The sequence below is a fragment of the Dokdonella sp. genome, from assembly GCF_044227025.1.
Classification (GTDB): domain Bacteria; phylum Pseudomonadota; class Gammaproteobacteria; order Xanthomonadales; family Rhodanobacteraceae; genus Dokdonella_A.
On the sequence record NZ_JBGAFX010000006.1, the window covers coordinates 242,615 to 265,963 of the forward strand.

The 23,349-nt window shown below is 68.1% G+C and carries 24 protein-coding genes and 1 riboswitch; of the genes, 13 read left to right on the forward strand and 11 right to left on the reverse strand.

Annotated elements, in window-relative coordinates; all coding sequences use genetic code 11:
• Positions 1-26: 26 nt before the first annotated feature.
• Both ACILRJ_RS15265 and ACILRJ_RS15270 read right to left on the reverse strand, forming a co-directional pair.
• Entirely contained in the window at positions 27-686 is a 660-nt protein-coding gene (locus tag ACILRJ_RS15265) for a protein-L-isoaspartate O-methyltransferase (RefSeq protein ID WP_395684058.1), read from the reverse strand.
• Between the two features lie 126 nt (positions 687-812).
• Positions 813-1,199 (reverse strand): hypothetical protein, encoded by a 387-nt coding sequence (locus ACILRJ_RS15270; RefSeq protein WP_395684059.1) that lies wholly within the window; start codon positions 1,197-1,199, stop codon positions 813-815.
• Between the two features lie 334 nt (positions 1,200-1,533).
• Here ACILRJ_RS15270 and ACILRJ_RS15275 point away from each other — a divergent pair, with 334 nt between their 5' ends.
• Positions 1,534-2,193: a TetR/AcrR family transcriptional regulator gene (locus ACILRJ_RS15275; protein ID WP_395684060.1), complete on the forward strand. Its 660-nt coding sequence runs from the start codon at positions 1,534-1,536 to the stop codon at positions 2,191-2,193.
• 67 nt (positions 2,194-2,260) lie between these two features.
• Here the strand turns inward: ACILRJ_RS15275 and ACILRJ_RS15280 are convergent, their stop codons facing one another.
• The 8 genes from ACILRJ_RS15280 to rph all read right to left on the reverse strand — a co-directional run bounded on the left by ACILRJ_RS15280 (position 2,261) and on the right by rph (position 10,459).
• Entirely contained in the window at positions 2,261-2,608 is a 348-nt protein-coding gene (locus ACILRJ_RS15280) for a PilZ domain-containing protein (protein WP_395684061.1), read from the reverse strand.
• Positions 2,605-4,914, reverse strand: coding sequence for a DUF1631 family protein (locus ACILRJ_RS15285; RefSeq protein WP_395684062.1), 2,310 nt, complete (start codon positions 4,912-4,914; stop codon positions 2,605-2,607). The genes ACILRJ_RS15280 and ACILRJ_RS15285 overlap by 4 nt, the downstream gene beginning before the upstream one ends.
• Before the next feature lie 162 nt (positions 4,915-5,076).
• Positions 5,077-6,909 (reverse strand): TonB-dependent receptor domain-containing protein, encoded by a 1,833-nt coding sequence (locus ACILRJ_RS15290; protein WP_395684063.1) that lies wholly within the window; start codon positions 6,907-6,909, stop codon positions 5,077-5,079.
• 141 nt (positions 6,910-7,050) lie between these two features.
• Positions 7,051-7,343, reverse strand: a riboswitch (cobalamin riboswitch).
• 20 nt (positions 7,344-7,363) lie between these two features.
• Positions 7,364-7,552, reverse strand: a complete 189-nt coding sequence (locus ACILRJ_RS15295; protein WP_395684064.1) for a CPXCG motif-containing cysteine-rich protein — start codon at positions 7,550-7,552, stop codon at positions 7,364-7,366.
• The gene (gene hemW, locus ACILRJ_RS15300) at positions 7,549-8,715 is read right to left on the reverse strand and encodes a radical SAM family heme chaperone HemW (RefSeq protein WP_395684065.1); all 1,167 of its coding nucleotides are present in this window, start codon (positions 8,713-8,715) and stop codon (positions 7,549-7,551) included. Before hemW ends, ACILRJ_RS15295 begins: the two co-directional genes overlap by 4 nt.
• A 24-nt stretch (positions 8,716-8,739) precedes the next feature.
• A complete protein-coding gene (gene rdgB, locus ACILRJ_RS15305; protein ID WP_395684066.1) occupies positions 8,740-9,342 on the reverse strand; it encodes an RdgB/HAM1 family non-canonical purine NTP pyrophosphatase in 603 nt (200 codons plus the stop codon).
• Positions 9,339-9,734 carry a VOC family protein gene (locus tag ACILRJ_RS15310; RefSeq protein WP_395684067.1) on the reverse strand — a complete coding sequence of 132 codons (396 nt, stop codon included), beginning with the start codon at positions 9,732-9,734 and terminating at the stop codon, positions 9,339-9,341. Before ACILRJ_RS15310 ends, rdgB begins: the two co-directional genes overlap by 4 nt.
• Positions 9,731-10,459, reverse strand: a complete 729-nt coding sequence (gene rph / locus ACILRJ_RS15315) for a ribonuclease PH (RefSeq protein ID WP_395684068.1) — start codon at positions 10,457-10,459, stop codon at positions 9,731-9,733. The genes ACILRJ_RS15310 and rph overlap by 4 nt, the downstream gene beginning before the upstream one ends.
• 299 nt (positions 10,460-10,758) lie before the next feature.
• Here rph and ACILRJ_RS15320 point away from each other — a divergent pair, with 299 nt between their 5' ends.
• The 7 genes from ACILRJ_RS15320 to ACILRJ_RS15350 all read left to right on the forward strand — a co-directional run bounded on the left by ACILRJ_RS15320 (position 10,759) and on the right by ACILRJ_RS15350 (position 15,562).
• Entirely contained in the window at positions 10,759-11,622 is an 864-nt protein-coding gene (locus ACILRJ_RS15320) for a YicC/YloC family endoribonuclease (protein ID WP_395684069.1), read from the forward strand.
• Positions 11,619-12,236: a guanylate kinase gene (gmk, locus tag ACILRJ_RS15325; protein ID WP_395684070.1), complete on the forward strand. Its 618-nt coding sequence runs from the start codon at positions 11,619-11,621 to the stop codon at positions 12,234-12,236. The genes ACILRJ_RS15320 and gmk overlap by 4 nt, the downstream gene beginning before the upstream one ends.
• A gap of 95 nt (positions 12,237-12,331) precedes the next feature.
• The gene (locus tag ACILRJ_RS15330) at positions 12,332-13,183 is read left to right on the forward strand and encodes an ABC transporter ATP-binding protein (RefSeq protein ID WP_395684071.1); all 852 of its coding nucleotides are present in this window, start codon (positions 12,332-12,334) and stop codon (positions 13,181-13,183) included.
• Positions 13,180-13,950, forward strand: coding sequence for a lipid asymmetry maintenance ABC transporter permease subunit MlaE (mlaE, locus tag ACILRJ_RS15335; RefSeq protein WP_395684072.1), 771 nt, complete (start codon positions 13,180-13,182; stop codon positions 13,948-13,950). Before ACILRJ_RS15330 ends, mlaE begins: the two co-directional genes overlap by 4 nt.
• A gap of 91 nt (positions 13,951-14,041) precedes the next feature.
• Positions 14,042-14,569, forward strand: coding sequence for an outer membrane lipid asymmetry maintenance protein MlaD (gene mlaD, locus ACILRJ_RS15340; RefSeq protein WP_395684073.1), 528 nt, complete (start codon positions 14,042-14,044; stop codon positions 14,567-14,569).
• Positions 14,570-14,615: 46 nt separating this feature from the next.
• The gene (locus ACILRJ_RS15345) at positions 14,616-15,260 is read left to right on the forward strand and encodes a phospholipid-binding protein MlaC (RefSeq protein WP_395684074.1); all 645 of its coding nucleotides are present in this window, start codon (positions 14,616-14,618) and stop codon (positions 15,258-15,260) included.
• On the forward strand, positions 15,260-15,562 hold the full coding sequence (locus ACILRJ_RS15350) for a lipid asymmetry maintenance protein MlaB (protein ID WP_395684075.1): 303 nt from the start codon (positions 15,260-15,262) through the stop codon (positions 15,560-15,562). Before ACILRJ_RS15345 ends, ACILRJ_RS15350 begins: the two co-directional genes overlap by 1 nt.
• A 135-nt stretch (positions 15,563-15,697) precedes the next feature.
• On the opposite strand, the gene ACILRJ_RS15355 is transcribed toward ACILRJ_RS15350, so the two are convergent.
• Positions 15,698-16,507, reverse strand: a complete 810-nt coding sequence (locus ACILRJ_RS15355; protein WP_395684076.1) for a VacJ family lipoprotein — start codon at positions 16,505-16,507, stop codon at positions 15,698-15,700.
• Positions 16,508-16,720: 213 nt separating this feature from the next.
• On the opposite strand from ACILRJ_RS15355, the gene rpoZ reads away from it, so the two are divergent.
• The 5 genes from rpoZ (at position 16,721) to recG (ending at position 23,347) form a co-directional block, all read left to right on the forward strand.
• A complete protein-coding gene (gene rpoZ, locus ACILRJ_RS15360) occupies positions 16,721-17,014 on the forward strand; it encodes a DNA-directed RNA polymerase subunit omega (protein WP_395684077.1) in 294 nt (97 codons plus the stop codon).
• Between the two features lie 60 nt (positions 17,015-17,074).
• The gene (locus ACILRJ_RS15365) at positions 17,075-19,243 is read left to right on the forward strand and encodes a RelA/SpoT family protein (protein ID WP_395684078.1); all 2,169 of its coding nucleotides are present in this window, start codon (positions 17,075-17,077) and stop codon (positions 19,241-19,243) included.
• 66 nt (positions 19,244-19,309) lie between these two features.
• Positions 19,310-20,629, forward strand: coding sequence for a dipeptidase (locus ACILRJ_RS15370; protein ID WP_395684079.1), 1,320 nt, complete (start codon positions 19,310-19,312; stop codon positions 20,627-20,629).
• Between the two features lie 150 nt (positions 20,630-20,779).
• Positions 20,780-21,166 carry a RidA family protein gene (locus ACILRJ_RS15375; protein WP_395684080.1) on the forward strand — a complete coding sequence of 129 codons (387 nt, stop codon included), beginning with the start codon at positions 20,780-20,782 and terminating at the stop codon, positions 21,164-21,166.
• A gap of 69 nt (positions 21,167-21,235) precedes the next feature.
• Positions 21,236-23,347 (forward strand): ATP-dependent DNA helicase RecG, encoded by a 2,112-nt coding sequence (gene recG, locus ACILRJ_RS15380; protein ID WP_395684081.1) that lies wholly within the window; start codon positions 21,236-21,238, stop codon positions 23,345-23,347.
• The last annotated feature ends 2 nt before the right edge of the window (positions 23,348-23,349 follow it).

Below are 23,349 nucleotides of genomic sequence, written 5' to 3' on the forward strand. Positions count from 1 at the left end.
GGTAAAGGGTATTGTTCCATCGTGGATCAAAGCGTGAAGCGGCGGGGCGGTTCGGCGCCATGCAGGTAAGGCAGATCGGTTTCGAACAGGCTCGCCGAGCTCCAGCGCGAATCGGCGGCGCGCTGATACAGCGTCACCTGCTGCGCCGGCGATTCGCCGACGATCGCGAGCAGGCGACCGCCTGGGCGGACCCAACTGCGGAAACGCTCGGGCAGCGCGAACGTCGCGCCGCCGACCAGGATCGCGTCGAACGCCTCGCCGGGCTGGAAATCGCCGAACGCATCGGTGGTCTCGACCTTCGCGTTGCGCACCTGCGTCGCGGCAAGCCGCGCGCGCGCCGCCTCGGCAAGATCGGCGTGTCGTTCGATGCTGGTCACGGTGCCGGCAAGGCGCGCGAGGCAGGCGGTCAGGAACCCGCTGCCAGTGCCGATTTCGAGCACCTTCTCGCCCGGCTGCGGCGCGAGGGCCTGCAACAGGCGGCCTTCGATCACCGGTTTGAGCATGACCTCGTCGTGGCCGATCGGCAGTTCGATATCGGCGAACGCGAGATTGCGATGGCGTGCCGGCACGAAGTCCTCGCGGTGCACGTTGCGCAGCACGTCGAGGACGCGCGAATCGAGAACTTCCCAGGTGCGTACCTGGTTCTCGACCATGTTCTGTCTAGCCTGCTCTGTCTGGGTCAGCATCGTCGGCGCTTCCTGCCGTGGCAACGAAAAAGGGTCAAGAGCATAGGCACTCGCCGCGTCGGCGGCAAATCCATCGTTGGCGATCACATGCTTTGTGCCGAAGTGCCGGAAGTCACCAGCGCCACGTCAGGCTGCCACCACGCCTCGCGCAGCCTGTCCATTCGACCACGTTGCGAGCCGCGCGAGCACCGCCGCGGCGAGCAACGCATCGACGCGCAGCAGACGCGAATCGACGAATTCGTGCGCACCGTCCCCGCCGTGCGCGCACAACAGCGCCAGCCATCGCGCCAGCCGGACGCGGTCGTCCGCGGACAACGCGGACAGCGCACGACGGGCGCCACTGCGCAATTGCGCGAAACGGAACGTGGTGTGGCGCACGCCCGTTTCAAGCAGCGGCGCGAACATCCGCTGTGCCACGCGCAGCGCGAGACTGGCGTCGCCCACCGGCGCCGATTCATCCGCACCTTCGCAATCGGCAGCGTTGGGATGCGTGGATGGTGCGAAAGGTTGCATGGTGTCGCTCCTCAGCAAGACACATGCCATGGCGGCTTCCGCGCCGATCGCCCCGGGTCACGGGGTCGACGACCCGCGTGGAAAAGCCCCCGACCGCACCGCCCGGACGCGGGGGAGGGAGAGTCCCGGACGGTGCGGCGAGAGCCTGAAAAACCAGAGAACAAATCGTGTCGCGAGGTGAAAACCCGCGCGCCGACAGGGGCGGCGGGGCATAATCGTTGGGTGATCCGGTGTCATGAGGGACTGTGTTCCCCGACGCGACCGGACCCGCCATTCATAAACTATCCGGTATAGTATCGAAACTGTACCCGATAGTCCAGCTGGTATCGACGATATGAACGTAGCCATCGCCAAGACGTGCGGCCCCGGCCGCCCGAAGGATCTCGAGAAGCGCGCCGCGATTCTCGACGCCGCCAAGCGCCTGTTTCCACAGAGCGGCTTCGAAGGCACCAGCATGGACGCAATCGCGGCCGAGGCGGGAGTGTCGAAACTCACGGTCTACAGCCATTTCACCGACAAGGAGACGCTGTTCTTCGCCGCGATCCGCGCGCGCTGCGAGGAGCAGATGCCGGCAATGCTTTTCTACGTCGATGCAGCGGCGCCGGTGCGCCAGCAGCTCGAGGCGATCGCGCGCGCGTTCTTCGCGCTGGTGACCGCACCGGAATCGGTCGCTCTGCATCGCCTGCTGACCTCGGGCGGGGACATGCCCGAGAAGCTCGTGCAGATGTTCTGGGAAGCGGGGCCGCAGCGCGTGCAAAGCGGCTTCCAGGAGTTCCTGCGCCAGGAAGTGGCGGCGGGCCAGCTCGCCGTCGGCGACATCCCGCGCGCGTCTTCGCAGTTCTTCGCGCTTCTCAAGGGCGAGTTGCACGCACGCATGCTGTGCGGATGTTCGCAACCGTTCACCGAACGCGACATCGACCTGCACATCCGCGCCACGGTCGAGTTCTTCCTGCGCGCCTACGCGGTCAGCCCGGATCGGCTCGTCGCGCTCTGAGAGATGGCGCGGCGGGACTCGCGTTCGACGGTTTCGCAACCGCCCAGCGTGTCGCGCACGTCCCGTGCTACCAGGTGAAGTCGGCGGCGTGCTGCAGCCAGTCGTGCAGTACGCCCTCGTCGTCCGGATTGAGGTCGATGAAACGGAACCCGACCCAGTTCTGCCCGCGCATCGTGCCGGCGGCACTCCACTGCTCGTGCACGCCGACCTCGATCGGCTGCAGGCGGCCGTGCACGTCGGGCAGATGGAACGAGAACTGGTAGAGCGCATCGTCGACGATCGGGCGTTGCGCGAGCAGCAGCATGCCTTCCTGCGACAGGTTGCCGATGTGGCCGACCACTTCACCGGTCATCGTGTCGGTCACATGCAGCGCCGCCTCGGGGCGCTTGCGCGGCAGACGACGCTTCTCGTTCATGCGTGTGCTCCAGCGGTGGCGGGTGGTGCCTTGGCGGCGTCGCCGTGCGGTCGCAGCAGGTCGATGATTGCCTTCCATGCGCGATCCATCAGCGACGGCTGTTCCAGATCGGCGATGCGCGCCTGGCCGCGCGCCATCTCGCGTGCGAGCAGTTCGAGCGTGAAGTCGTCGGTGCGAGCGCCGCGCTGGTTCACGAACAGGCAGTGACCGGTCAGCGGCGAGTACCAGGCGAGCTTGCGCCGGACCGTTTCACCCTGCTGGTTCTTGACGAACTCGAACCAGGTGCCGAACGGCGTGCGCTTGAGCTGCGCGAGGCAATCGGCTTCCTGCGGGGTGAGCGGGACCGACGCCTCCGCCGACGCGTGGGCAGTCGATGCGGAGTCGCCGCCCAGACGCGGCTTGTCCTTGAGCGCTTCGTCGATCTTGCGCAAACGGTCGGCGGCCGGTCCGGTCGGCGTCTGCGCATGCAGGTTGTCGACCAGGCCGCGTACGTCCTCGTCGTGCAGGCCGACCTGGCGCAGGCCGCTTTCAAGTTCCTGCTGCACCGCCTCGTCCTCGGCGCTGGTGCCGAGCGGGGTCTGGCCGCGTTGCGCGAGGCTTTCGGCGACATGCAGGCGCCGCTTGAACTCGCTGCCCTCCTGACCCTCGCGCATCGCGCTCAGCGCCAGCGCATCGGTCCAGGCCTGTTCGAGCAGGGTGCGAACGCGCGGCGCCGGTCTTGTCGATTGCAGGACGCGGACGATCGCGGCGCGCGCGTTCTCGCGCGCGACCTCGAGCCGGTCGCGGCCGCGCGCCGCATCGATATGGCGGCGCTCGACCACTTCCGCGCGCCGCGCCAGCAACTGCATGTGCGTGGTGAGGTCGCCGAGCAGCTTCTCGAACACCGACTGGTCGCCGTCGAAATCCGAGGTGACGTGGTCGACCACCATCTGCATCTTGCGCGCCAGGTCGGGGTCGCTTTCCTCGCCGTCGTCGAACCAGCGCGTGCCGGTCTCCGCGATCGTGTTGAGCAACTCGCGCGCGGGATGGTCGCGGCGCGTGAAGAAGGTCTTGTCGCCGAGCGCCACCCGCAGCACCGGCACATGCAGGCGGGTCAGCAGGCTGCGCGCGCCGCTGCCGTCGCGCACGTTGCGCGTGACGTAGTCGAACAGCATGCCGATCAGGTCGACCGTGTCGCGATCTTCTTCGCCCAGGCTGAGCGTGCTGCCGGCTGGGCTGGCGCGGCGCAGTTTCACCTGCAAGGTGTTCTTGAAGTGCTCGCTGTCGTAGCGCGCCGCCTGCGTCGGCGACAGCGGCGCATGCTGCAGCGCGCCGAGCACGCTTTGCAGGTCGTCGCGACTGGCTGCTTGCGTGTTCGGGTCGGGCGGCAGCAGCGGCTCGCCCTCGGCGCGGCGCTTCGCGCCGAGCAGGTCGCGCAGGGTGTTGAACAGTTCCGGGCCGGAAAATTCCTGATGGCGGTACGGCGCGCGGCCCGGAGCGGCGGCGGGCGCGGATGGCGTCGCGGGCGCGTCGGCAGCGTCTTCCGTGGCGGCAGGCTCCGCCTCCGGCGCGGGTGCCTCCGCATGCGCGCCGTCGGGTCGACGGTAGGCCGGGGCCTGCAGATGCGGCAATACGCGCTGTCCGGCGAGCCAGCTGTTGACGCGTTCGTAGAACGGTGCCAGCGCGAGCATCACGGCGCGGTCGAACTGGCGATAGGCGATCAGGCGATGCTCGACGTCGAGCGGGATGTCGGCGAGCGCATAGCGGAATGCGTCGGTCAGGCGCGTCGGTCCCAGCGGCACCGTCTCGCTTGCCGGCACCGCGCTGGCGGCGATGATCGCGAAGCGATGCGTGTACGCATGCAGCGCCTGGCTGTTGCGCACGTCGGCCTTGCCGGCGATTTCCTGCAGTCCGAGGTTTTCCTCCAGCACATCCGCGTCGACCAGTTCCAGCGACGAGCCGGGCGCGCCGCGTGGCTTGGGCGCAGGCGCAGCCGCTGCGTCACGGCGCACCTGTGCAAGATCGGATTCGATGCGACGCTGGAAGCGCGGCAGCACATGGGCGCGACCGTCCTTGATCGCGCGCAGCGCCTCGAACTTGCGCTGCTGCTCGCCGCTGTTGCCGGCGCGCTCGGCAGACTGGAACAGGCTGTTCTCGAGCTCGGTCATCGCCCGCGTGATGGTCGGCTGGAACCAGCCGGCCGCATGCCGGTAAAGGCCGTCGAGCAGGGTGCGCACGCGCGGTGGAAGGTCGGCGCGCTGGCCGATCGTCAGCAGGCGTTCCTGCCCGCTGGCCCGGTTGCCGTTGCCTGCCTGCCCCGTCGCCATCCGCCGAATGCCCCTTAGTCACTCCAGCGCGTTCCGTCGCAGCCCGTCTCGGCACGGTCCAGCCGTGCGCCGATGACGGGTGCCCCCGGTCCGGCGCCGCGTTCCGCGCCGGATCGCCGCATTCTGGCACGTCGCCCCTGCGCGGGAACAGGGGCGGCGATTTCAGTGGGTGTGCGGCTGCCAGGTCACCTCGAGCCAGGCGGAGCGGCCGGCGGTGTTGTAGCCGTGCACGAGTTCGTAGTCGCGGTCGGTGAGGTTCTCGATGCGACCGCCAACGCTCCATGCGTCGTCGAGCGCATGCCGCGCGCGCAGGTTCAGCAGCGCGTAAGCGGGCAGGCCGACGCCCGCGATGTCTTCGCGCCGACTGTAATACGCGAGTTCGGCGCCGGCGCTGAAGCGCTCGCCGAAGTGGCGTTCGGCGAGTGCCGAGACTTTGTTCTTCGCGCGGCGCAGCAGTGGCTGGTCGGTGTCGCCATTGCGCGCATCCTGCCAGGTCCAGGTCGCGCGTGCCGACCACTTGCCCGCGTCGATTTCGTAGACAAGTTCGGTGCCATCGATTTTTGCGCGCGCGATGTTGATCGCCTGGTTCTGGACGCCGGTGAAGCTGATCAGGTCGTTGACCCGATTCGAGTACAGGTTCGCCTTCAGGCGCTGGTTTGCCGCCGGCGTGAACTCGACGCCGAGTTCGCTGCTGCGTGAACGCTCCGGATCGAGCCCCGGATTGCCGGCGTAGTAGCCGCCATAGCCGGGGTCGTACAGCTCGTTCATGGTCGGGCTGCGGAAGCCCTGGCCCACGCTGGCATAGATGCGCAGGAATTCGTTCGCACGCCAGCCGAACGCGATCGAGCCGGTGTTCGCGCCGCCGAACGCGCTGTTGTTGTCGTGGCGCGCGGACACTTCACTGTCGAATGCGCCGAACGTCGCGCGCCAGCCGACGAACAGCGCGCTGTCGTGGCGGCTGTCGCGGTAGCGCGCGGCGCCGGCGAATGCGTCGAGCGTCTCGCCCTTGTCGTGCACGAAGTCGAAACCGGCGGTCAGCCGCTGGTTCGCGTCGAGGCGGAACTCGTTCTGCCACAGGAGACTGGTGCGGCGGGTCAGGTAGGTGGTACCGAACGTCGGCGTGTCGAGGTCTTCACGGGTGTGGCCGAGACTGAGTCGATGGCTCCAGTTCGCCGCGAGCGGACCTTCGAGGTTGACGCCTTCGGTCTGCTCGATGATGTCGGTGTAGCCCTGGTCGAACTGCGACTGGCCCTGGCTGCGATACAACGATGCCGACAGCAACTGGCTTCCGAGTTCGCGTGCGCCGCGCAGCACGAGGTTGCGGTTGCGATACGCATCGTCGTCGGCGTTGTAGCTGCAATACGGATCTTCGGGTCCGTTGCAGATGCCCGGGTTGGTCGCGGAGAAACCACCAACGTGGCGCGAGCCGACCTGCACGCTGTAGCCGTTCGCGCCATCCCAGTGGCCAATGCCGGCGCTGCCGTCGGCGTCGCGGTAGCTGCCGTACGACAGTGCGACGCGCGGCCCTTCGAGCTTGCGCGTGAAGATCTGGATCACGCCGCCGAGCGCGTCCGAGCCCCAGTAGCTTGCGCGCGGTCCGCGCACGATCTCGATGCGCTCGACCGTGTCGAGCGGCAATTGCTCGAACGCGAACGCGCCGGTGGTCGCCGCCGCCGCGCGCACGCCGTCGATCAGCACCAGCACCTGGTTCGAGTTGGTGCCGCGCAGGAACAGCGAGGTCTGCTGGCCGGCACCGCCGGTGCGGTACAGGTCGACGCCGGCCTCGAGGCGCAGCAGGTCGTAGGCGTCGCGCGCACCGCTGGCGTCGATGTCGGCGCGCGTGATGATGCTGACATCGGCAAGGGTCTGGTCGACGGTTTCGGCGACGCGCGAGGCGGTCACCTGCACGGTCGGTTGCAGGTCGACTTCGTCGGCATGGGCGCAAACGCACAATGCGGTCGCGACCGCGACCGGCAGAACGGAAAGACGCAACATCGCAATACTCCTTCGCACACCCGCGTGACCAGGGCTGCGAGGGGCGGACGCACGGACATCCAGACGTCCATGCCCGTCCGTTGCCCGCCGCAACGCCTGGAGCCAAACGTGTCCGCTGCGCAGCGGCGCAAGGCCGGACGCGCGGATCACGAAACCCCTGGCCGGTCTCCGGGCTCGCGGGTGATGCGCCGGAATTTCCCGGCACATCAGCCCCGATCGCCTTCCCGTCGCGACGCGACAGTGGCATGAGATAGGGGCATGACTCGCTTACCGTTGCGGGGGCAGCGCCGGAATCGAGCAGAGGACTGCGGTCATTGAGGACCGCTTCCTGGCTTTGCGATCACGGATCGATCGCAAGAACACGCCACTCTCACCGGCTTCCCGTTTCACCCTTTGCGCAGCGCGCGCAGGGCACCTGAGGCGGCGCGCAGTGTAGTCGCGCGCAAGGCAGGGTTCAATCGCGATCGGTCGCGGTGTCGAAACCGAGCAGTTCGCCGTCCTCGCCTACCTGCACCGAGACCTCGATCGGCCGGCAGCAGACCGCGCAGTCCTCGACATACCGCTGCGACCCGGCCGAGGTGTCGACCTGCGTCTCGAATGCTTCCCCGCAGTAGGGGCAGTGGATGACGACGGGTTCGATCATGATGACGTCTCCGGCAGGAACGAGGCGACCACGTCGTTGAGATAGCGCCGACCGAGTTCGCTCGGCGCCAGTCGCGCCGGATCATCGAGCAGCCAGGCGCGCACACGCGCCCGCTGCAGCCTCGTCGCGATGGCGTCCGCAGCGAGTCCGGTGCGTTCGGTGAACGACGCGGCCTCGACGCCGTCATTGAGGCGCAGCGCATTCATCATGAACTCGAACGGCAAGTCGTCCGGTGCGACATCGGCGACGCTGCCGAACGCCTCGCGCCGCGCGGCGCGCTCGAGATAGCTGCGCGGCAGCTTGACCTTGCTCGTGCGCACGATGCGTCCGTCACAGCTGAGCTTGCCGTGGGCGCCCGCCCCGATGCCGAGGTAATCGCCGAACGCCCAGTAGTTGAGGTTGTGGACGCAGCGGCGGCCCTCCTGCGCATAGGCGGACACTTCGTACTGTGCGTAACCGGCCGCGGCCAGCCGCGCCTGACACGCCTCCTGCATGTCCCATGCACTGTCCTCGTCCGGCAACGGCGGCGGGCGCAGCGCGAACAACGTGTTCGGTTCGAGCGTGAGCTGGTAGTGCGAGACATGCGTCGGCTGCAGAGCGAGCGCGCGTTCGACGTCATCGAGTGCGCCAGCGAGGGATTGCTCGGGCAACGCGTACATCAGGTCGAGATTGATGTTCGCGTATCCCGCATCCTGCGCCGACTTCACCGCGCGGTCGACTTCCGTCGCCGAATGGATGCGCCCGAGCCGGCGCAGCTTGTCGTCGTCGAAACTCTGCACGCCGAAGCTGATCCGGTTCACGCCGGCGCCAAGGTAGCCGTCGAAACGGCCGTGCTCGACCGTGCCGGGATTGGTTTCCAGCGTGACCTCCGCCTCGCGCGGAAGATCGAGACGCGCGCCGACGCCTTCAAGGATGCGCGCGATCGCGTCCGGCGCGAACAGGCTCGGGGTGCCGCCACCGAAGAAGATGCTGTGCAGCGGACGCTGCCGTGCCTGCGCGAATGCAGCCAGATCGCGATCGAGATCGGCCAGCAGCGCCGCGACGTACTCCTCGACCGGCAACGCGCCGTTCTGCGCGTGCGAATTGAAGTCGCAGTACGGACACTTCTTCACGCACCACGGGATGTGGATGTACAGCGACAGTGGCGGAGCGATCAACGACATGCGTGCATTGTAGGCCCGGGGCGCTCAGCGCTGCAGCAGTTCGCGCAGGCGCGCGAGCGCGACGCCGCGGTGGCTGACGCGGTTCTTGGTGGCGGCGTCGAGTTCCGCCGCGCCGGCGCCGAGTGTGTCGTCGAAGAACGCCGGGTCGTAGCCGAAGCCGTTGGTGCCGCGCGGCGCGCGCAGGATACGGCCGTGCCAGCGGCCCTCGGCGATCACGGGTGAGGGGTCGTCGGGCGAGCGCAGCAGGACGATGGTGCAGTGGAAATGCGCGCTGCGGTCTTCATCGGGAACTTCGCGCAGTGCGTCGAGCAGCTTCGCGATGTTCGCGGCAGCGTCGCCGTGCGTGCCGGCGTAGCGCGCGGAGTACAGGCCGGGCGCGCCGCCGAGTGCGTCGACGCACAGGCCGGAGTCGTCGCCGAGTGCGGGCAGGCCTGATGCGCGTGCGGCATGGCGCGCCTTGAGCAGCGCGTTTTCGACGAAGGTCAGGCCGGTTTCGTCGATGTCGTCGATGCCGAGTTCGCCCTGCGCGACCAGTTCGATGCCGAGGTCGGCGAGGATCGCGTCCATCTCGGCCAGCTTGCCGCGGTTGCCGCTGGCGAGCACGAGCTTCGCCGGAACGCGCTTCATGCGCTGCGCGGCCCGATCAGGTCCCAGCGGTTGCCGCACAGGTCTTCGAACACGGTCACGGTGCCGTAGGCCTCATGGCGCGGTTCGTCGTCGAAACGGGCGCCGGCGGCAGCGAGTCGCGCGTGGTCGCGCGCGAAGTCGTCGGTGTGCAGGAAGAAGCCGACCCGGCCGCCGTGCTGATTGCCGACCGCTTCGAGCTGGCGCGGGTTCGCAGCCTTCGCAAGCAACAGGCAGAACGCGGCGTCGGCGGTTGGTGCGATGCGCACCCAACGCTTGCCGCCACCGAGGTCGCTGTCTTCGAGCAGCACGAAGCCTAGTGCGCGCGCGAACCAGGCGATCGCTTCGTCGTAGTCGCGCACGAGCAGCGCGATCTGGGCGATGCGGGGTTTCATCCGCGTGCCAGCGCTTCGCGCTGCAGCGCGCACAGTTCGGCGACGCCCTTCGACGCCAGCACGAGCAGTGCGTCGAGTTCCTCGCGCCGGAACGCGTGGCCTTCGGCGGTGCCTTGCAGCTCGATGAACCCGCCGCCGTCGTTCATGACGACGTTCATGTCGGTGTCGCAGGCCGAGTCTTCCGCGTAGTCGAGGTCGAGTACCGGCGTGCCGTTGACGATGCCGACCGAGACCGCCGCGACCGCGCCGAACAGCGGGTCGCGCTTGATGAGGCTGCGCGACTTGAGCCAGCCGATCGCGTCGGCGAGCGCGACGTAGGCGCCGGTGATCGCGGCGGTGCGCGTGCCGCCGTCGGCCTGCAGCACGTCGCAATCGAGCGTGATGGTGCGCTCGCCGAGCGCGTGGCGGTCGACGCAGGCGCGCAAGGAGCGGCCGATCAGGCGCTGGATCTCCATCGTGCGTCCGCCCTGGCCGCCGCGCGCGGCTTCGCGCTGCGTGCGCGAGCCGGTCGCGCGCGGCAGCATGCCGTATTCGGCGGTGACCCAGCCTTCGCCCTTGCCGCGCAGGAACGGCGGTGCTTTTTCCTCGACGCTCGCCGTGCACAGCACGCGGGTGTCGCCGAATGCGACCAGCACCGAGCCTTCGGCGTGGCGCGTATAACGGCGTTCGATGCTGACCATGCGCAACTGGTCGGGCGCGCGGCCGGAAGGGCGTGACGAGGACATGCGAGGTCGACTCCGTGGACGGTCGTGCAGTTTAGCCCAGCAGGGCTGTGGGCCGAACCAACGTTCGCGTCGAGCACAGCGGCCGCAGGCCGCGGAGTCGAAACGCGCAAGGACGCCCTTCGACTCCGGCCTTTCAGGCATGCGCTCAGGGCGAACGGATCTTCGGACGGCGCGGCTGACACAAACGCGACGCCAGGTTCGCGGCGCGCCGGTTGGCGCGTGCCTCGGTCCCAGCCCTCGGCGCTCGGTCCTCAGCCCGCGCATGGCATACTCCGCGGCCCGTTCCGTGGAGCACCGCCATGCTGCGCAGCATGACTGCCTTTGCCAGTGCCGAAGCCGACACCGGCCATGGTTCGCTGGCGATCGAGCTGCGCTCGGTCAACCACCGCTACCTCGAACTCGGCCTGCGCCTGCCGGACGAATTGCGCGTACTGGAGACCGCGATGCGCGAGCGCGTCGCGGCGAAGCTCGCGCGCGGCAAGGTCGACCTCGGCCTGCGCTGGAAGCCGCTTGCGGCGTCCGCAGCCGAGATCGCGGTCGACGAGGACCTGGTCGCGCGCCTCGCCGACACCGCGCAGATGCTGGCGGCGAAATTTCCGCAACTGCACGTCGACTTCGCCTCCCTCCTCGGCTGGCCGGGCGTGCTGCGCGACCAGGGCACCGACCAGGAGTCGCTGCGCCAGTCCGCGCTCGCCCTGCTCGACACCACCCTCGACGAGATGGTCGCGGCGCGAGCGCGCGAAGGCGAACGCCTCGGCGGTTTCCTGCGTGAACGCCTCGACGGCATCGAACGCATCGTCGCCGAAGTGCGCGGCCACATGCCGGAAGTGCGCGCCGCGATGCGCGCGCGCTTCGACACGCGCCTGGCCGAACTCAAGCAGCCGCTCGAGCCGGGACGGATCGAGCAGGAAGTCGTGCTGCAGTTGCAGCGCCTGGACGTCGACGAGGAACTCGATCGCCTCAGCGCGCACATCGGCGAGGCGCGCCGCGTGTTCGGCCTGAAGGAAGCGGTCGGGCGCCGGCTCGATTTCCTGATGCAGGAATTCAACCGCGAGGCGAACACGCTCGGCTCGAAGGCGGCCGATCCGCGCACGACCAATGCGGCGGTCGAACTCAAGGTTCTGATCGAGCAGATGCGCGAACAGGTGCAGAACCTCGAATGAGCGGGGTCCTGTACATCGTCGCGGCACCGTCCGGCGCTGGCAAGACAAGCCTCGTCAACGCGTTGCTCGAACGCGAGTCGACGATCAGCCTTTCGGTATCGTACACATCGAGATTGCCGCGTCCGGGCGAGGTCGACGGCAAGCACTACCACTTCGTCTCGCGTGAGGTGTTCGAGCGGATGGCCGCGGCGGGCATGTTCTACGAGTACGCGAACGTGCATGGCGACTACAAGGGCACCGCGCGCACGGCGGTCGAACCGTTGCTCGCGCAAGGGCGCGACGTCCTGCTCGAGATCGACTGGCAGGGCGCGCGCCAGGTGCGCGCGGCCTGTCCCGGCAGCGTGAGCGTGTTCATCCTGCCGCCGTCGCGCGCCGAACTCGAGCGCCGGCTGCGCTCCCGCGCATCGGACGATGCAGCCGCGATCGCGCGGCGGCTGGCGGATTCGCGCGTCGAGATTTCGCATGCCGGCGACTTCGACTACATCGTCGTCAACGACCAGTTCGCCGATGCGCTCGGCGACCTGCGCGCGATCGTCGCCTGCCAGCGCTTGCGCCGCGAAGCACAGGCGAACCGCCACGCGGCGCTGCTCGCGGATCTGCTGAAGGCGGATTGAACGCGGCGCGCGGCGCAACTGGTCGCGTGCGGGGGCATCGGCTAAGGTAGCGCGCCGCTGCGGACCGCGCGGCCATTCCCGAAACGAGCCAGCCCGTGACCGACGACCCCGCCAAGACTCCGCAAGCCGACAGCGCGCTGGTGCAGGTGCGCGGCGTGCGCACGGTGCTCGGCGGCAAGACCATCTTCGACGGCCTCGATCTCGACATCCCGCGCGGCAAGGTCACCGCGATCATGGGGCCGAGCGGCACTGGCAAGACGACCTTGCTGCGCCACATCACGGGCCAGTTGATGCCGGACGCCGGCACGATACGCGTTGCCGGCCACGACGTGCCGGCGCTGTCGCGCAACGCGTTGTTCGACCTGCGCGAGAAGATCGGCTACCTGTTCCAGAACTCGGCCTTGCTGACCGACTTCAGCGTATTCGAGAACGTCGCATTCCCGCTGCGCCAGCACCTGAAGCTGCCCGAGCCGATCGTGCGCAACATCGTGCTGACCAAGTTGCAGGCGGTCGGCCTGCGCGGCGCGGCCGAGTTGATGCCGAGCGAGCTCTCCGGCGGCATGTCGCGCCGCGTCGCGCTGGCGCGGGCGATCGTGCGCGACCCTATGCTGATCCTCTACGACGAGCCATTCGTCGGCCTCGACCCGATCGCGCTGAACCAGGTGCTGAAATTGATCCGCACGCTCAACGACACGCTCGGCATCACCAGCATCCTCGTCGCGCACGAATTCGCCGCGGTCGCGCGAGCGGCCGATCTCGTGCATCTCATCGCCGGCGGCAAGCGCGTCGCCAGTGGCACGCCGGCCGAGCTCGAACACGCCGACTCGGCGTGGACGAAACAGTTCTTCGGTGGCGAAGCGGACGGGCCGGTGCCGTTCCAGTATCCGGCGCGCGATTACGCAACCGATCTCGGCTTCCCCGCCGTGCAGCCGGCAGGTGCCGCATGAATGCAGTACGCAAGCCATCGTCGATGATTGCCGATTCCATCGCGCAGGTCGGTGCCTGCGGTCTGTTCCTGCTGCAGGTTCTCGCTGCGGTCCCGAAGAGCCTGCGCCACTTTCGCGAGACGGTGCGCCAGGTCTGGTTCACCGGCGCAATGAGCCTCGTCATCATCATGACCTGCGGCCTGTTCGTCGGCATGGTGCTCGGGCTGCAGCTGTACTACGTGCTGTCGATCTTTGGCGGCACCGCGGCGCTCGGCACGGTGGTGTCGCTCTCGCTCTACCGCGAACTCGGCCCGGTCGTGACCGCGCTGTTGTTCGCCGGGCGCGCCGGCACCTCGATCACCGCCGAGATCGGGCTGATGCGCGCGACCGACCAGATCGCGGCGATGGAGATGATGGCGGTCGACCCGCTGGCCTATGTCGCCGCTCCGCGCTTCCTCGCCGGCATCGTCGCGATGCCGCTACTCGCCTGCGTGTTCAACGCCATGGGCATCTTCGGCGCGCACCTGGTCGGTGTCAGCTGGCTCGGCCTCGACAACGGAACGTTCTGGTCGAACATGACTTCCAGCGTCGACGTCTGGAAGGACGTGGTCAATGGCGTCTGGAAGAGCGTCGCGTTCGGTGCCGTGGTGTCGCTGATCGCGGTGTTCCAGGGCTACACCACGCCGCCGACCAGCGAAGGCGTCGCCTACGCGACCACGCGCACGGTGGTGTTTTCCTCGATCGTCGTGCTCGCACTCGATTTCGTGATGACCGCATTCCTGATGTAGGGGCGGGTTCAGCGAGATGCTTCGGCTTTCGCACTGGTTGCAAAGGATCGCGGCTGAAGCCGCTCCTACAGGTACCAACAGGACGCTACAGATGACCCAGCAACGACGTTCCTACCAGATCGGCACCGGCCTGTTCATCCTGCTCGGGTTCGCCGCGCTGGCCTATCTCGCAACGCAGACCACGTCGGTGGCGAATTTCCACCAGGGCGACAGCTATCTGCTGAAGGCGCGCTTCACCAACATCGGCCAGCTCAAGCTGCGCGCGCCGGTGAAGATGGCGGGTGTGCGCATCGGCTCGGTCGAATCGATCGCGCTCGATCCGGCCAAGCTCGACGCGATCGTGAGCATCTCGATCGACAAGCACTATGCCGAGATTCCGGATGATTCCTCCGCCGCGATATTCACCAGCGGTTTACTCGGTGACCAGTACGTTGGCCTGCAGCCCGGCGGTTCGCCGGACATGTTCAAGGACGGTGGCGAGTTCGTGCTGACCCAGTCTTCGATGCAACTGGAAGACCTGATCGGGAAATTCCTCGTCAACGGGTCCCCGTCCAAGCCCGCGAACGGATCGGCGGCGCCGGAAGAAAAGCCGGCGCCCGCGACCGAACCCGCGCACTGATTAAGCCCTTTCGATGAATCGTGCATTGAAATTCCAGGAGTTGCCCATGCTCGTGCGTATCCTCGGCCTCGCCTTCGCCTGCATTCTCGGTGTGGCTTCCATTCGCCCGGCGCATGCCGATGGCGCGACGCCCGACACGGTGGTGCAGGGCATCGCCGACGACCTCGGCAAGGCGATCGAAGGCCATCAGGACGAACTGAAAAGCGACCACGAGAAGCTGATCAAGGTCATCGACGGCATCCTGCTGCCGCGCTTCGACATCGACTACGCGTCGATCCTCGTGCTCGGCAAGTTCGCGCGCAGTTCGACCCCGGAACAACGCGCGCGCTTCGCCAAGGCGTTCTACAACTCGATCGCGCATCGCTACGCCGAGGGCCTGCTGAACTACACCAAGGGTCGCGTGCGCGTGCTGCCGAGCAAGGGCGAGCTCAGCGACAAGCGCTCCATCGTGCGCACCGAGGTCGTGCTCGACGACGGCAAGACGCTGGCGGTGGACTACGCGTTCCGCAAGACCAAGGAAGGCGACTGGAAAGCCTACGACGTGATCATCGAGGGCATTTCGTACATCACGAACTACCGCAACCAGGTCGGCGCCGAGATCGAGAAATCCAGCCTCGACGCATTGACCACTCGCCTGGAAACCCAGGGCGAGAAGGTTTTGCAGTCGATGGAGAAGGACCAGAAGGGCTGATGGGCGCCTTGCGCATCGAACGCATCGACGCGACCCGTGCGCGTGTCAGCGGCTGCCTCGGGTTCCATGAGGCCGCCGCGGCGGCCGACCGCTGGCGCGAACTGGCAACGGACGGTTCCGCCGAGATCGTCGCCGATGTCGGAGCGTTGGAGAGCGTCGACAGTGCGACTCTCGCCGTGCTGCTGGAGTGGGCGGCGCGCATGCAGGCGAGCGGACGACGCCTGCGCCTCGTCGCGGCGCCAGCCGAGCTGTCTGCACTTGCGCGCCTGTGCGCTGCCGAGGGCCTGCTCGGCCTGTCGTAGCGGAGCGTCCGCCTGCTCCCGCCCCGGCAAACTCCGTTTGCGTCGAGCGAGCACGGCGGCCGCAGGCGGCGGAGTCGAAACGTCGACGGACTTCGCGATCTCGGCGAACGGAAAAGCCGGGTTGCGCGGAGTGGCCTACTTGTCGCCGTCCTTCTTCTCGAAGGCACGCTGCTCGTCGAGCAGTTGGTCGACGTCGACGTCGCCGGTGCCCTGCAACTGCTCGATCACCTCGGCCGGCGGCTGGCCGTCGTAGATGTCGTACAGGCGGCGTTGGCGGTAGGCGTCGCGGTAGAACACGTACGGATCGTAGACGCCATCGAGCAGGCCTTCGGCGTCGAGTCCGCGCGCACGCAGGGTCACCAGGTACACCATGCTCGGGACCTGCTCGGCATTCAGGGCGAGGTCGCGGTGGTCCGCATACCAGCCGAGCGGGTCGAGGTAGTGGTCCGCGGGCAGGCGCCAGAAGTCGCGTGCCGAGGTCGAACCGACCAGCGGCAGCACCAGATACGGGCCTTCCGGCAGCCCCCACTTGGCCAGGGTCACGCCGAAGTCGGTTTCCTGCAGCGGCATGTGCAACTTGCTGGCGGGATCGAACAGGCCGGCGAAACCGAGCGTCGTGTTGATCGCGAAACGGCCGGTATTGCGCAGCGCCAGGCGCGGCTCCACCTGCAGGATGTCGTTGACGATCGTGATCGGCATGCGGATGTTCGCGAAGAAGTTCGCGACGATGCGGCGCATGTCCGCGGTGGTGATCTTGCGGTATGCGACCGCGGTCGGCCGGATCACCGCCTTGTCGGCGGCGTCGTTGAACGCGTACATCTTGCGGTTGAAATGCTCCCACGGATCGTCGGTGCGAGGCTTGGCGATGGTGCAGCCCGCGGCGAGTACGACGCACGCACTCAGCAGGACCGCGCGCACGGAGGCAGGGGTCGGGATCAGGGACATCAGTGGTCTCGATGGCGCGGGCGCACGGGTCCGCAGCACGTGGGTATTCCTTTCCACATCCGCAAGGCTACGCGAATTCGGGCCCGTCATGCACCCCGTCGCGGGCGAAGATTGGCGGGCTGTTCAGCACCGATTGCACCGCAGCATTTTGTGGCGCTACAATGACCGATCGTAAAGCCATGAATTGGCTTCAATTTTACCGGAGTGTTCGCAATGGCACGGATCACCGTGGAAGATTGCCTTGAGGTGGTCGACAACCGCTTCGAGCTCGTACTGATGGCGACGAAGCGCGCGCGCCAGCTCGCCAAGGGCGCTTCGGCCGCGGTCGAGGGCCACAACGACAAGCCGACCGTGCTGGCGTTGCGCGAAATCGCCGATCGGAAGGTCGACCAGACCATGATCGACGAGATCGATCGCCAGGAGCGCGAGCGCAAGGAGCGCGAGGCGCTCGAATGGGCCGCTGCCGAAGTCGATGACGACCTCAGCAAGGGCGGCGACGATATTTGATGCAGCCGGGCTGCCCGCGGCATCAACCCGACGGAGCGGCCTGACGGCCGCGCCGGCGCCATGGTCACGACCACGTCCATGCGCGCGCAGGCGCCCGGAGCGGATGGTCCGCCCGCCGACATGCGGGTGCTCGAACAGCAATTGTCGTCCTACCTGCCGCCCGAGCAGGTAGCGCGTGTCCGCCGCGCCTACGAGATGGGCGCGCTCGCCCATGCCGGCCAGACGCGCAAGAGCGGCGAACCCTACATCACCCATCCGGTCGCGGTCGCCGGCATCCTCGCCGAACTCGGCATGGATGCCGAGACGATCATCGCCGCGATCCTGCACGACACGCTGGAAGACACGGCGCTGACCTCCGCGCAGATCACCGCCGAGTTCGGCCAGCCGGTGATGGCCCTCGTCGACGGCGTGACCAAGCTCGACAAGGTGCGCTTCCGCAGCCGCCAGGAAGCCGCCGCCGAGAGCTTTCGCAAGATGCTGCTGGCGATGGCGCGCGACCTGCGCGTGATCCTGATAAAGCTCGCCGACCGCCTGCACAACATGCGCACGCTCGGCGCGATGGAAGTCGATTCACGCCGGCGCATCGCGCGCGAGACGCTGGAGATCTACGCGCCGATCGCGCAGCGCCTCGGCATGAACCGCTTCAAGTCCGAGTTGCAGGATCTCGGTTTCCGCAGCCTGTATCCGGACCGCCACCGGGTCATCGCCGAACGCATCCGTGCCGTGCTCGGCAATCGGCGCGAGGCGATGGCGCGCATCGAGGACACGGTCAGCACCCGCCTCGCGGCGGAACACCTCGCGCACCGGATCGTCAGTCGCATCAAGTCGCCGTACAGCATCTATTCGAAGATGCGCAGCGAGCACAAGTCGTTCGCGCAGGTGATGGACGTGTACGGTTTCCGCGTCGTCGTCGACAGCGTGCCGCACTGCTACCACGCGCTCGGCGCGGTGCACGCGCTGTACAAGCCGCTGGACGGACGCTTCCGCGATTTCATCGCGATCCCCAAGGCGAACGGCTACCAGTCGTTGCACACGGTCCTGTTCGGACCGTTCGGCGCGCCGATCGAGATCCAGATCCGCACCGAGGAAATGGACGCGATCGCCGAGCGCGGCGTCGCCGCCCACTGGGCCTACAAGACCGACGCGACTCCGGCGAACAGCGCGCAATCGAGGGCGCGCGAGTGGTTGTCGAACCTGGTCGACCGCCAGACCGACATGTCCTCGTCGCTGGAATTCATCGAGAACGTCAAGGTCGACCTGTTCCCGGATGAGGTCTACCTGTTCAGCCCGAAGGGACAGATCCTCGCCCTGCCGCGCAATGCGACCGCGCTCGACTTCGCTTATTTCGTGCACACGGACGTTGGCGACCACGCGGTTGCCGCGCGCGTCGACAAGCGCCTGGCGCCATTGCGCACGCCGCTGGCGAGCGGACAGACAGTCGAGATCGTGACGGCGCCATCGGCGGCGCCGAGCCCGCAGTGGCTGGAGTGGGTCGTCTCGGGGCGCGCACGCACCGCGATCCGCCACCACCTCAAACGCCTGCAGCACGAGGACGCGGTCGAGTTCGGCCACCGCATGCTCGACCGCGCGTTCAGCGCGCTGGATGCCTCGCTGGAGGCGATCCCGCACGCGGCGCTCGAGAAGTATCTCGGCGAGCAGAAGTACAAGCGGCTGGAGGAACTGCTCAGCGATATCGCGCTCGGCAACCGGGCCGCGGAGACCACTGCGCAGGCGCTGCTCGCCGCGCAGGGCGAACATCCGCACGTCGCGCGGCGCGGCAGCACCGAGAAGATCCTCATCAACGGCAGCGAGCGCGGCGTGCTCAGCTTCGGCAACTGCTGCCATCCGCTGCCCGGCGACGAGATCATGGGCTATCTGTCGGCCGGCAAGGGCATTGTCGTGCATCGCATCGAGTGCCCGAACGTGCCCGAGCTGCGCAAGACGCCGGAGCGTTGCATCGGGATCGCGTGGGACGCGCGCGTGCAGGGCGACTACAAGGTCGAGTTGCGCATCGAGGTGTCCAATCGCCCGGGCGTGCTCGCCCAGGTCGCCGCCGGCATCGCGGAGGCGGGCTCGAACATCGAGAACGTCGAGTACAAGGAACGCGACCTCACCACCGCGACGATGCTGTTCACGATCGAGGTGAAGAACCGCAAGCACCTCGCCGACGTGATGCGGCGCGTGCGTCGCCTGCAGGTCGTCACCGCGGTCCGGCGTCATCCGGTCTGATCGCCCGCACGCGGCGGGCCCGCGACGTTTGCGCTTATGATCGCTGCTCACCAAAGGGAGCATGCGATGCGCCGCGCGATCCTTCTGCTTTCCTGCATGTCGATGGTCGCGCCGGGCGTCGCTTCGGCGAACGGCGCATCCGACCCTGTCGTCGCCCGCGTCGAAGCCGTGCTCGCGAGGACGCCGGTCATCGACGGCCACAACGACCTGCCGGAGGTGCTCCGGGGCCGTTTCGGCGGCGACCTGTCGAAGATCGATCTGGCGACGGACACATCACATATCGTGCCGCCTGCCGGCGAGCCGGCGCTGATGACCGATATCCCGCGCCTGCGCGCCGGGCACGTCGGCGCGCAGTTCTGGTCGGTGTGGATCCCGGTGACGATCACCGGGCCGGCGGCGGTGCAGACGACGCTCGAACAGATCGACCTGGTCAAGGCGGTCGCGGCGCATTGGCCGCGCGATTTCGCGATGGCGTATTCGGTCGCCGACATCCGACGCGCGCAGCGCGAAGGCCGCATCGCGTCGCTGATCGGCGTCGAGGGCGGCCACCAGATCAACGATTCGCTCGCGGTACTGCGCCAGTACTACGACCTCGGCGCGCGCTACATGACATTGACCCATTCCTCGAACACCGCATGGGCGGATTCGGCCACCGACGCGCCCGTGCATCACGGCTTGACGCCGTTCGGCAAGGCGGTCGTACGCGAGATGAATCGCATCGGCATGCTGGTCGACCTCAGCCACGTGTCCGAAACGGCGATGCGTGCCGCCCTTGAAGTGGCGCGCGCACCGGTGATCTTTTCGCATTCGTCCGCGCGCGCGCTGGTCGACCATCCGCGCGACGTATCCGATGACGTGTTGCGACTGGTCGCCGCCAACGGTGGCGTCGTCATGGTCAACTTCGCGCCGGGCTACGTATCCGAGGCGCGCCGCCGCTGGGACGCGGACCTCGCGGCGGAGAAAGCGCGCCTCGACAGCCCGCCATTCGGGGGCCTGTACATCGGCGACCCCGAGCGCGCGCAGGCGGCGCTCGCGCAATGGAAGGCCGCGCATCCGGCGCCGGTTGTCGGCGTCGCCGACGTCGCCGACCACGTGCAGCACATCCGCGATGTCGCCGGCGTCGACCATGTCGGCATCGGTTCGGATTTCGACGGCATTCCCGAGGCGCCGACCGGCCTCGACGGCGTCGACAAGTACCCGGCGCTGTTCGCCGAACTCGCGCGCCGCGGCTGGAGCGATGCGGACCTCGCCCGGCTCGCGGGGGCGAACCTGCTGCGCGCGATGGAGGGTGCGGAGGCGGTTGCGGCACGCCTGCGTGCAACCGAGGGACCGCTGCAGGCAACGCTCGAAGCGCTCGACGGTCCGCCGAAATCGGCTGCGCACTGAGACGCGTCGACATGTGGATCAGCTTCGTGCTGACCCGTGGCCTTGCACGTGGCGCGCTCGCCGGCGACACGGGCGAAGTACCGTCCCCTGCCAGCGAGGCGATGCGCTCTTCCTTGCTATGCTTGTTCCAATTCCATCAGCCGGTGCCCCATGTCCCGCACGATCATCCACACCGACAACGCGCCGAAGGCGATCGGGCCGTATTCGCAGGCCGTGAGGGTCGGCAACACCGTGTACCTGTCCGGGCAGATTCCGCTCGATCCGGCCACCGGCGAACTGGTCGGCGGCGACATCACGGCGCAGACGCGACGCGTGTTCGCGAACCTCGCCGCGGTCTGCGCGGCCGCCGGTGGTTCGCTCGCGGATCTGGCGCGTGTCGGCATCTACCTCGTCGACCTCGGTGACTTCGCCGCGGTCAACGCGGTCATGGCCGAATCGTGCACGCAACCGTATCCGGCGCGCTCGACGATCGAGGTGTCCGCGTTGCCGCGCGGTGCGCGCGTCGAGATCGATGCGGTGATGGTGCTTGCCGGCTGAACATGGGGCACGTTCATCGATTTGAAGTCGCTGGGTCCCCGCGTTCGCGGGGATGACGGTGATCGCCGGATGCCCCGTCCCGCTCGCCCGCCAGTCACAGCCCCCGCCGATGCCGGCCTCGCACCGCTGACGACGCTTGCCGGGGTCGGGCCCGCGCTGGCGCAGACGCTTGAGCGACTCGGCCTCGCGCGCGTGCAGGACCTGTGGTTCCACTTGCCGTTGCGCTACGAGGATCGAACGCGCATCACGCCGATCCGCGAGTTGCGCGTCGGCGCGAGCGCGCAGGTCGAAGGGATCGTCGATGCGGTCGAGCGCGGTTTCCGCTATCGGCCGCAGTTGCGCGTCGCGCTGGTCGACGCCTCGCAGGCGACATTGACCTTGCGCTTCTTCCATTTCAACCGCGCGCAGGCGGAGCAGTTCGTGCCGGGCACGCGCATCGTCTGCCATGGCGAAGTGCGGCATGGAACGCACGGCCCGGAGATGGTGCATCCGGAATACCGGCGCATCGTCGGCGACGCGCCGGTCCTCGCCGAGGAATGCCTGACGCCGGTGTATCCGAGCACCGAAGGACTCGGCCAGAAGCGCCTCGCCGGCGTGATCGCTCGCGCGCTCGAGCGGCTGCCTTCGGATGCATCGCTCGAACTCGTGCCCGATGCGCTGCGCCAACCGCTGCAGCTGTGCTCGTTGCGCGAGGCCTTGTTGACCGTGCATCGGCCTCCCGCCGATGCCGACATCGGCGCCCTGCTCGGTGCGCGCCATCCGGCGCAGCAGCGCCTCGCCTTCGAGGAACTGCTGACCCATCACCTCAGCCTGAAGCGCCTGCGTGCCGAAGTGCGGCGGCACGCGGCGCCTGCGCTCGGCGGCGACGGCAGGCTGCGCGCGGCGTTGCGCGCGCAGTTGCCGTACGCGCTGACCGCCGCGCAGGCGCGCGTCGGTGCGGAGATCGAGCGCGATCTGGCGCGGCCCGTGCCGATGCTGCGGCTGGTGCAGGGCGACGTTGGTTCGGGCAAGACCGTCGTCGCCGCGCTTGCCGCGCTCGCCGCGGTCGAGGCGAAAGCGCAGGTTGCGCTCGTCGCGCCGACCGAACTGCTCGCCGAGCAGCACTGGAACAGCTTCCGCAGCTGGCTGCAGCCGCTCGGCATCGAGCCGGTGTGGCTCGCCGGCAAGGTGCTCGGCAAGGCGCGCAGTGCTGCACTCGCCGCGGTCGCCGACGGCGCGCCGATCGTGATCGGCACGCATGCATTGATGCAGGAGGGCGTAGCGTTCCGTCGCCTTGGTCTCGCGATCATCGACGAGCAGCACCGCTTCGGCGTGCACCAGCGCCTCGCGTTGCGCGACAAGGGTCGCAGCGGTGACGTGGTTCCGCACCAGCTCGTGCTGACCGCGACGCCGATCCCGCGCACGCTCGCGATGACCGCTTACGCGGACCTCGATGTGTCGGTGATCGACGAACTGCCGCCGGGACGCACGCCGGTACAGACAGTCGCGATCTCGTCCGCGCGGCGCGCCGAGGTGATCGAGCGCATCCGTGCGGCCTGTGCCGAGGGGCGCCAGGCGTACTGGGTTTGCACGCTTATCGAAGAATCCGACCAGCTGGAAGCGCAGGCGGCCGAGGTCGCGCATGCGGAGCTGACTGCCGCCCTGCCAGGCGTCGCGATCGGCCTCGTGCACGGTCGCCTCAGGCCGAAGGAAAAACAGGCGGCGATGGACGCGTTCAAGGCCGGCGCGCTCCGCGTGCTGGTCGCGACGACCGTGATCGAAGTCGGCGTCGACGTGCCGAACGCGAGCCTGATGGTGATCGAGAACGCCGAGCGGCTCGGTCTCGCGCAGCTGCACCAGTTGCGCGGCCGGGTAGGGCGCGGCAGTGCGGCATCGAGCTGCGTGCTGCTGTACCAGGGGCCGCTGTCGCAGATGGCGCGGGCGCGCCTCGAAGCGATGCGCGAAACCAGCGACGGCTTCCGCATCGCCGAAAAGGACCTCGAGTTGCGCGGCCCGGGCGAACTGCTCGGCACGCGCCAGACCGGCCAGCTCGAATTCCGCGTCGCCGACCTCGCGCGCGATGCGCACCTGCTGCCGTCGGTGCAGCGTGTCGGCGAGGCGATGATGCGCGATCATGCGCCACTCGCCGAACGATTGATCGCGCGCTGGATCGGCGGCGCGGCACGCTACGCCGGCGCTTGAAG